This window comes from Mesorhizobium sp. M8A.F.Ca.ET.021.01.1.1 (genome assembly GCF_003998025.1).
GTDB lineage: Bacteria > Pseudomonadota > Alphaproteobacteria > Rhizobiales > Rhizobiaceae > Mesorhizobium.
This window is the reverse complement of sequence record NZ_RZSJ01000357.1, coordinates 1-6,283: the sequence shown is the minus strand read 5'-3', so window position 1 is coordinate 6,283 and position 6,283 is coordinate 1. Positions and strand designations below refer to the sequence as shown.

General features: G+C 63.6%; 5 protein-coding genes and 2 pseudogenes. 4 read left to right on the top strand and 3 right to left on the bottom strand.

Annotated features, from left to right (window positions below; translation table 11 throughout):
* The 3 genes and pseudogenes from EOA36_RS38950 to kynU all read left to right on the top strand — a co-directional run.
* Window positions 1-101: pseudogene (locus EOA36_RS38950) on the top strand (ABC transporter ATP-binding protein); the annotation flags it as partial.
* A gap of 5 nt (window positions 102-106) precedes the next feature.
* The gene (locus tag EOA36_RS23670) at window positions 107-1,030 is read left to right on the top strand and encodes an ABC transporter permease (RefSeq protein WP_127279653.1); all 924 of its coding nucleotides are present in this window, start codon (window positions 107-109) and stop codon (window positions 1,028-1,030) included.
* Window positions 1,031-1,064: 34 nt separating this feature from the next.
* The gene (kynU, locus tag EOA36_RS23665) at window positions 1,065-2,312 is read left to right on the top strand and encodes a kynureninase (protein ID WP_127279654.1); all 1,248 of its coding nucleotides are present in this window, start codon (window positions 1,065-1,067) and stop codon (window positions 2,310-2,312) included.
* A gap of 58 nt (window positions 2,313-2,370) precedes the next feature.
* On the opposite strand, the gene kynA is transcribed toward kynU, so the two are convergent.
* On the bottom strand, window positions 2,371-3,207 hold the full coding sequence (gene kynA / locus EOA36_RS23660) for a tryptophan 2,3-dioxygenase (protein ID WP_127279652.1): 837 nt from the start codon (window positions 3,205-3,207) through the stop codon (window positions 2,371-2,373).
* Entirely contained in the window at window positions 3,204-4,829 is a 1,626-nt protein-coding gene (locus tag EOA36_RS23655; protein ID WP_127279651.1) for an AMP-binding protein, read from the bottom strand. Before EOA36_RS23655 ends, kynA begins: the two co-directional genes overlap by 4 nt.
* Before the next feature lie 310 nt (window positions 4,830-5,139).
* Between EOA36_RS23655 and EOA36_RS23650 the strand changes: the two genes are divergently transcribed.
* A complete protein-coding gene (locus tag EOA36_RS23650) occupies window positions 5,140-5,970 on the top strand; it encodes an alpha/beta hydrolase (RefSeq protein ID WP_127279650.1) in 831 nt (276 codons plus the stop codon).
* Window positions 5,971-6,016: 46 nt separating this feature from the next.
* Here the strand turns inward: EOA36_RS23650 and EOA36_RS23645 are convergent.
* A pseudogene (locus EOA36_RS23645) lies at window positions 6,017-6,283 on the bottom strand (molybdopterin molybdenumtransferase MoeA); the annotation flags it as partial.

Sequence of the window (6,283 nt, the reverse complement as noted above, 5' to 3'; positions counted from 1 at the left end):
TCCTCCTGGAGGTCACAGGCGAAGAGAAGGCGAGGATCACGGTTATCGATCTGATCGGCCATTTCTCAGTCAAGACCGACCGCATGTTGCTGGCGAGCTGATCATCATGGGCTTCATTCAGGACGTTCTCGCCAGCTTCGTCGCGATCATGCCGGTCACGCTGGCGCAAAGCCTGATCCTGGCCTTTGTCGTGCTCGGGATCATGATTCCGTTTCGCATGCTGAATTTTCCCGATCTCACCAGCGAGGGCGCCTTTCCGCTGGGCGGCTGCATCTGCGGCGTCCTCCTTGCCGCCGGCGCATCGCCGTTGGTAGGCATCGCCGCCGCCCTCGTTGCCGGCTTCGCGGCGGGCTGCTGCACCGCCTTCATCCATCTGCGCTTCCGCATCCACACGCTTCTGGCGGGCATCCTGATGATGACGATGCTCTACAGCATCAACCTTCGCATCATGGGCAAGTCCAATCTCTCGGTCTTCGGCTCGCCGACGGTGTTCGACTGGGTGCCGTTCGCGCGGCCGGGTTTTCCCGCCAGCAAGATCGTCGTCGCCGGCCTTCTCGCGCTGATCGCCTTCATGCTGCTCCACATGTTCTTCAGGACCGAGAAGGGGACGGCCGTGCGTGCCGTGGGCGCCAATCCCGACATGGCCGAGGCGCAAGGCATCAATGTCTGGGCCGCGACCATAGGCGGTGTCGGGTTGGCGAGCGCTTTTTCGGCTTCAAGCGGCGCGCTGATGGTGCAGTCGCAGGGATTTGCCGACGTCAATATGGGATTGGGGATCCTCATCAACGGCCTTGCCGCGCTGATGATCGGCGAGGCCGTCGTCGGCAAGCAGACGGTCTGGCGCCAGCTGCTGGCGCCCTTCGCCGGCGCGATCATCTACTACCAGCTGGTGTCGTTCTGCCTTGCCGCCGGCATGCCGCCGCCCGACCTGAAGCTTGCCACGGGTCTGTTCGTGCTCGCCATGCTTGCCTTGCCCAGCCTCAAGCGTAGCCGCGGGTCCGCGCCGGCACGCGAAGCGATCCGTGAATAACCAGGGCATGAATAACCAGGGAATGTCACAAATGATGCGTGCACCGCTCGATTTCGCAGCCGTCGAGGCCATGGATGCGGCGGACCCGCTGCGCGCCATGCGCGACCGGTTCATTTTGCCGGAAGGCGTCATCTATCTCGACGGCAATTCGCTTGGGGCCGCGGCACCCGCCGTCTTCAACGAGCTGCAGAAGGCTGCCACCCAGGAGTGGGCGCAGGATCTCATCCGCGCCTGGAATACTGCCGGCTGGTTCGACATGCCGCTGGCACTTGGCGACCAGCTCGGACGGCTGATCGGCGCCGCGCCCGGCCAGACCGTGGTGTGCGATACGACCTCGATCAATATCTACAAGGTGCTGCATGCCGCACTCGGCATGCGGCCGGACCGGTCGGTCATCGTCGCCGAAGGCGACAGCTTTCCGACCGATCTCTATATGGCCGAAGGCGTGGCCTCGACGCGACCCGGCACTGTCTTGCGGCTCGAGGGCGTCGACGCGCCGACCATTGAGGAACTGATCGACGAGCGTGTCGCCGTCATCCTGGTCAACCATGTCAATTACAAATCCGGCCAGCTGCGCGACATGGCGGCACTGACATGCAAGGCCCATCAGGTCGGCGCGCTGATCGTCTGGGATCTCTGCCATTCCGCCGGCGCCTTGCCGGTCGAACTCGACAGCGCCAATGCGGATTTCGCCATCGGCTGCACTTACAAATATCTCAATGGTGGTCCGGGCGCGCCAGCCTTTATCTACGCCGCCACGCGTCATCACGACCAAGTCCAGCAGCCGCTCAGCGGTTGGTGGGGCCACGCGCGGCCCTTCGCCTTCGAGCAGGGTTATGCGGCCGGCAGCGGCATCCGTCGCTTCCTGTGCGGCACGCAACCGGTCTTGTCGATGCGGGCGCTCAAGGGGGCGCTGGATATCTGGGACGATGTCGACATGGCGACAGTGCGCAACAAGAGCATCGCGCTCACCGACCTGTTCATCCAACTCGTCGAGACCAGATGCGGCGCTTACGGCCTGGAGCTGGAAAGCCCGCGCGATGGCAAGCAGCGCGGCAGCCAGGTTTCGTTCCTCCACCCCAACGGTTACCAGGTGATGCGGGCGCTGATCGAGCGCGGCGTGATCGGCGATTTCCGTGCGCCATCGACGATCCGCTTCGGCTTCACGCCGCTCTATGTCGGTTACGCCGATGTATGGCAGGCGGTCGGGGTGTTGGAAGATATCCTGCGCACCGGCGCGTGGAAGGACGCGCGCTTCGCGGTCAAGACCGCGGTGACCTGAAGCGTCGGCGCAATTCCAGGAAAAGTGCCGCGCCGCTTTCCAGTCCGCACCAAGGAGCTCAGAGCCGGGTACGGACGTTCCAGAGTTCCGGAAACAGGACGACCTCGAGCATCTTCTTGAGGTAGGAGGCACCGGATGTGCCGCCGGTGCCGCGCTTCAGGCCGATGATGCGCTCGACCGTGGTGACGTGGTTGAAGCGCCATCGGCGGAAGTAGTCCTCGAAGTCGACCAGTTTCTCGGCCAGTTCATAGAACATCCAGTAGCGCTGCGGATCGCGGTAGATGGTCTGCCAGGCGACGAGGACCTCTTCGTTCTCGCTGCGCGTCTCTCGCCAGTCCGTGCGCCTGGCATCGGCGCCGATGTCGAATCCGTTGCGTGCCAGAAGCAGCAGCGCTTCATCGTAGAGCGACGGCTCGGTCAGGATTGCCTCCAGCCTGCCCGTGAGGTCCGTCCGGTGCTTGTGCGGCCCAAGCATGGCGAGGTTGCGATTGCCGGCCATGAATTCGATGGCGCGATACTGCCAGGACTGGAAACCCGAGGACTGGCCGAGCGCGTCCCGGAATTCGGTATATTCGCTTGGAGTCATCGTGCGCAGCACGTCCCAGGCGTTGTTCAGCTGCTCGAAAATGCGGGCGACGCGCGACAGCATCTTGAAGCTCGGCTCCAGCCGGTCGGCACGGATCGAGCGGATCGCGGCGCCAATCTCGTGCAGGGCGAGCTTCATCCAGAGTTCCGATGTCTGGTGCTGGATGATGAACAGCATCTCGTCATGCGCCGACGACAGCGGCGCCTGCGCGTCGAGTACTTTCTCCAGGTGCAGATAGTCGCTGTAGGACATGCGTTCTTTGAACGACATCTGTGCGCCTTCGGACGCCGGATCGTAGGGTTCGCTCAATTGATTTTCTCCGTGCGCAGGCGGAAGCGCTGGATCTTGCCGGTCTGGGTCTTGGGCAGCGCGGCGATGAATTTGACCGATCGCGGGTATTTGTAGGGCGCGATGGTTGCCTTGACGTGGTCCTGCAGGCGCTTGACGGTCATCGCGTCCGGCGCCACGCCTCGCACCAGCACGACATGCGCCTCGACGATCTGGCCGCGCTCGCCATCCTCGGCGCCGATGACAGCGCATTCGGCGACATCGGGATGCGAAAGCAGCGCCGCCTCGACCTCGGGTCCGGCGATGTTGTAGCCGGCGCTGACAATCATGTCGTCGGAACGCGCGGCAAAGTGAAAGAAGCCGTCCTCGTCCTGCGTGAAGGTGTCGCCGGTGAGATTCCAGCCGTCGCGCACATAGTCCTTCTGCCGGTCATCGGCCATGTAGCGGCAGCCGGTTGGCCCGCGCACCGCCAGCCGTCCGGTCTCGCCACGCGGCACTTCGCGCATGTCGTTGTCGACGATGCGCGCCTCGTAGCCGCCGACCGGCTTGCCGGTCGAAGCGGGCTTCCTGTCGTCAAAGCGGTTGGAGACGAAGATGTGCAGCATTTCCGTGGCGCCGATGCCATCGAGGATCGGCTTGCCGGTCTTTCGTGTCCACTCTTCGAAGACCGGAGCCGGCAAGGTCTCGCCGGCGGAAACGGCAACACGCAGCGATGACAGGTCGGCACCCTCATCCATGGCCTTCAGCATGGCGCGGTAGGCGGTCGGCGCGGTGAAGGAAATGGTGGCTTTGTAGCTCTCGATAATGTGGATCATGTTGGGTGGCGTCGCCTGTTCCAGCAGGGTCGCCGCCGCGCCGAAGCGCAGGGGAAAGATGGCCAACCCGCCAAGACCGAAGGTGAAGGCGAGCGGCGGCGAGCCGACGAAGATGTCGTCCGGCGTCACCTGCAGGACTTCGCGGGCGTAGGCATCGGCGATGATCAGCAGGTCGCGGTGGAAATGCATCGTCGCCTTCGGCACGCCCGTCGTGCCCGAGGTGAAGCCGAGCAGGGCGACATCGTCGCGGCCGGTGCTGACGGCGGTGAAGGTGACGGGCTTGTCGAGGGCGGCGCGGTCGAGCTCGGCATCATGGTTGGCGGTGCCGTCGAAGCCGATCACCTGCTTCAGGAACGCGCTGTCCTTGGCGCAGGCGGTCATCTCGTCCATCAGCCTGGTGTCGCAGAGCGCGATCGTGATCTCGGCCTTGTCGACGATCTTTGTGAGTTCGCCGGCACGCAGCATCGGCATGGTGTTGACGACGACGGCGCCGACCTTGGTGGCGGCCAGCCAACAGGCGACCATGGCTGGGTTATTGGCGGAGCGGATCAACACCCGGTTGCCCGGCTTGACGCCATAATTCTCGACCAGCGCGTGGGCGAGCCGGTTCGTCCAGTCGGACAGTTCCTTGTAGGTGCGGCGGCGGCCATTGCCGATCAGGGCGGTGTGGTCGCCGAGACCCTTCTCGACCAGCCGGTCGGTCAATTCGACACCGGCGTTGAGATGTTCGGGGTAGTCGAAGCCGTCGAGCAGGAAGTCGGGCCATTGTTCGGGCGGCGGCAGATGATCGCGCGTGAACGTGTCGGTATGCGCTGAAGGCCCAAGCATGTCGCCGCTGTCCCTGTCTGCTGCCCGGCCAGCGTGGGGGCACCTGGCCGGAGGCGGTGGATCTGAATTCCCATCTTTCGCGGAAGGCTTCGTGCAGCCGGCTACACCTTGTCGACCATGTCGCCGGAAAGGTGACGATTGGCAGATTCGGACAGCACAGCGGACCTCCCATTGTCGACTGTTCCGCAGGCAGGATCGCACCAGTCGAAATTTGTTTCAAGCCTAAAATGTTTTTGCCGGAGCATTGACGCATGACATGGCGGCGGCCATTGCTAGTGCAGAAACGATGCCGCTTCGGGGGAGGGTGCCGATGCCAGACCATCGCATTGCCGACTGGGACAATGCCTACGCCAACGGCGCCAATATCGCCGGCAGTGACCGTTGGCCGGCCGCATGGGCGGAACCCGCGCAGGCGTTCCGCGATGCGCTATCGGCACAGGGCCGGGCACGTATCGACATTGCCTATGGCGATCGTCCGCGCAACCGCTTCGACCTCTTTCTGCCCAAGGCCGCGCCGAGGGGCCTAGTGGTGTTCATCCATGGGGGCTATTGGATGGAGACCGACAAGAGCTTGTGGTCGCACCTCGCCGGCGGCGCGGTCGACAGCGGTTTTGCCGTGGCGATGCCGTCCTACACGCAGTGCCCCGACATACGCATCGCCGGCATCGTCACCGAAATCGGGACGGCTATCAGCAGGGCCGCGGCAATGGTCGACGGGCCGTTGATTCTGACCGGACATTCGGCCGGTGGACATCTCGCCAGCCGCATGGTGACGGTGACCACGCCTTTGGCTGCCGATGTCGCGCGGCGTATACGCCATGTCGTTTCGATTTCAGGCTTGCATGATTTGCGCCCGCTGATGTGCACGGACATGAACGCGACGCTGAAAATCGATGAGCATGAGGCGCAGACGGAAAGCCCGGCACTGCTGCGCCCCCTGGATGGTATCCGCATCACCTGCTGGGCCGGCGGTGGGGAGCGATCCGAATTCCTGCGCCAGAATGCGTTGCTGGCCAACATCTGGACCGGACTTGGCGCAATTACCAATGCCGTGGTCGAACCTGATCGGCATCATTACGATGTTGTCGATGGCCTTGCCGATCCAGCGCACGCCTTGACGCGGACTTTGATCTCGGAATAGCCGAGATCATTTTTGTCCTGTTATCAGCTATTTGTAAGATAATTCTTCAACGCAACATCAGAACGCTGCAAGCGTCTCCGGCAACAGATGCGGGAGCAAAAGGCGCGCGCACGACCAATCCGTTGGCATCGGCGAGCATCCTCAGCATCGAAGAATCCTGGATGCCGAACGGCGTCGCCACCAACCCGCTGCCGTCCTCCCGGACCACCGCCCGCACATAATCCTGGCGCAGATCGTTGGCCGCCATTGCGGCGCCCAGCCGTGCCTGGCGGATATCCTGACGATGATCGCGGCCGCCGAACCTCGCCAGAAG

Coding starts and splice junctions, on each gene's coding strand:
- kynU (WP_127279654.1), top strand. CDS start 1,065: ATGCGTGCACCGCTCGATTTCGCAGCCGTCGAGGCCATGGATGCGGCG.
- EOA36_RS23670 (WP_127279653.1), top strand. CDS start 107: ATGGGCTTCATTCAGGACGTTCTCGCCAGCTTCGTCGCGATCATGCCG.
- EOA36_RS23650 (WP_127279650.1), top strand. CDS start 5,140: ATGCCAGACCATCGCATTGCCGACTGGGACAATGCCTACGCCAACGGC.
- EOA36_RS23655 (WP_127279651.1), bottom strand. CDS start 4,829: ATGCTTGGGCCTTCAGCGCATACCGACACGTTCACGCGCGATCATCTG.